This is a genomic window from Campylobacter sp. IFREMER_LSEM_CL2256 (assembly GCF_025771645.1).
GTDB lineage: Bacteria > Campylobacterota > Campylobacteria > Campylobacterales > Campylobacteraceae > Campylobacter_D.
This window is the reverse complement of record NZ_JAKMQQ010000025.1, coordinates 1-2,528: the sequence shown is the minus strand read 5'-3', so window position 1 is coordinate 2,528 and position 2,528 is coordinate 1. Positions and strand designations below refer to the sequence as shown.

General features: G+C 30.2%; 1 protein-coding gene. It reads left to right on the top strand.

Going from position 1 to position 2,528, the window contains the following annotated elements:
• A partial coding sequence (locus L8U00_RS07725) for a filamentous hemagglutinin N-terminal domain-containing protein (RefSeq protein ID WP_263709103.1) occupies positions 1 to 2,528 on the top strand: 2,528 nt, incomplete at both ends.

Sequence of the window (2,528 nt, the reverse complement as noted above, 5' to 3'; positions counted from 1 at the left end):
TTTACCTAGTGGAGGTAAATTTACTCATGGGACTAGTGGGAGTATAAGTATAGATAAAACTAATCCAAATAAACCTATAATGAATGTTAGTGGTAATGGAGCAAACTCAGTCATACAATGGGGTGGTGGTTTTAATATAGCAAATGGTGAAAAGGTAAACTTTGGAAATAATAACTTCAAAGGCCAACAAAACTACCTAAACATTGCTCATGGTACTAGTAAATCTACCATAGAAGGTATATTAAATGCAGGTGGTAATAATGTATTTTTAATTAATCCTAATGGGGTTATTATAGAAAAGAGCGGATCAATTATCAATGCTAATCGCTTTGTGGCTTCGACTTCGTCGATGAGTGATGATGATATGTGGAAATTTGCAAAGTTAACTAAAGAACAAGGTGCTTCTTTTTCACCGGTATTTAAGCCACAAAAAGCAGGCAATGTAGTAAATATGGGTAATATTAATGCTGATGATGTATTACTTATAGGGAATAAGGTAGATATGCAAGGTGGTAAAGTGGGCAATAAAAACTCTATTACACATTTAGTGGGAAACTATGTATATATTGATGCAGATAGCACAAATTTACATTCTACTATTAATGTAACAGCCGTAATAGATGGATATATACAAAGACAAATGATAAATTTTGCAAATAGTGGATATAACTTTGGTGATGATGTAATAGTAAATGCAGTAGATTATCAAAACCATATAGGAAATCTTAATTTCAAAAGAGCTTTAACTATAGGTAATATGGGAAATGAAAAAGATAATGCTATAGAGTGGTGGCACTTTGCTAAAGGTTGGAATGAAGGTTTAGGTTATACTAGATTTGTGGATGAGTTTAGACTGGTAGGAGATATAGATTTTGGTGGTGATCAAGGTAAAAATTATGCCAATTATTGCATAGAAGGAAATAACTGCACCAATATGATAGTAGCGTATAAAGATGCTTTTAATAAAACATTTGATGGACAAGGTTATACTTTAAAAAACATTAATATAGATACAACAAAAAATCAAGTATATAATGTAGGAATATTTGGCATTTCCAAAGATGCTAATTTTAAAAATATCAATATAGATTATAACAAAATGGGGATAAAATCTGTTTTTAATGGAGAAGCAGAAAGTCTTAATATTGGTGGCTTTATTGGAAGTTCACTTGGTAGTAACTTTAACAAAATTACCGTAAAAAATATAACAAATATCACAGGAACAACCGATAGCTATAATGTCTTTTCTGTCGATATTGGTGGCTTTATTGGAAGTTCATACAACAACAACTTTTCCAATATTTATTTAGATGGAATTAAAAAAATAAGTGGTTTGCAATTTAAGGGAATTGCTAGTAGTTCTGGTGGCTTTGCTGGTACAATAGGAGAAGATAACTTTAATAAAATATCACTAAATAATATAGGTGAAATTTATAGCTGTAGCAATGGCGGTGATATGAGTAGTTTTGCTGGTGGATTTATCGGCAATAATGCAAATTTAGCTCACAACTTTGAAAATATTTATTTATATTTTGATAAAGGTGTAAATATCAATGCTGTAGAAAGTACTGGAAAATTTTTAGGAATAAATATGTCTCCAGCGTCTTTAAATTTCAAAAACATCCATATCTATCACCATGAAAACGATTTAAGCAATGCAACTACCGATCAAAGCTATTGGGGTAATACCAATGATAAAATAAACATCCACACTTATAACGATTCTACTCAAAGCGATGCATATAAAGACTTTTTATCTAAAGCTAACACCATAGAAAAACCATCTAAGCCATCTAAACCAACCGATCCAATAGACCCAACCGATCCTGATGTCATCTTAGATGATGATGATTTATATGCCAATGTTATTATGGAATGGATTATCAATGAAATAAGAGGAGTGGAGCATATTGTAAGTGTTGAAGATCTTAAAAAGCTAGCTGATTTTATTAATGCTTTTAAAGGATTAGATAAAGATTCTAGTGAAGCAGAAATTAAAGCTGTTGTAAAAACACATTTAGGCATAGATGGTGATAAAGCTTTAAGCATAGCTCAAAGTATTAGCTTTTTATTAAACTATCAAGAGCATAATTTTGATGGTAGATTAAGCGAAAAAGCTAAAACTATTTATGATGATATTATCAAGCCAAATGTTAGTAACACTTTAGGGTTAATTTCATATTTAGATAAAAATCAAGCTTATCTTTTAGAACAATATAACAAATACAAAGAACTAGAGCAAATCTTTAAGGATAAAGAACAAGCTTATTTTACAGCAGAAGCTGAATTTAATAGATTATTAGATTTAGTCAATAAAGGTAAGCTAAGCTACAATGATCCTAAATTCACTCAAGCGTTTGATAACCGGCTTAATGCTTATAATTCCTACAATGCCTTATCAAATGATATTAGTGATTTAAATGCCAATGTTGCTAGTATTAATAAAGGTATTGAAAATCTAGGTTATACAAAATTTAGTTTTGCTAAATTTGATGATATTACTAAAATACATTTAGTTGAACCTAAAC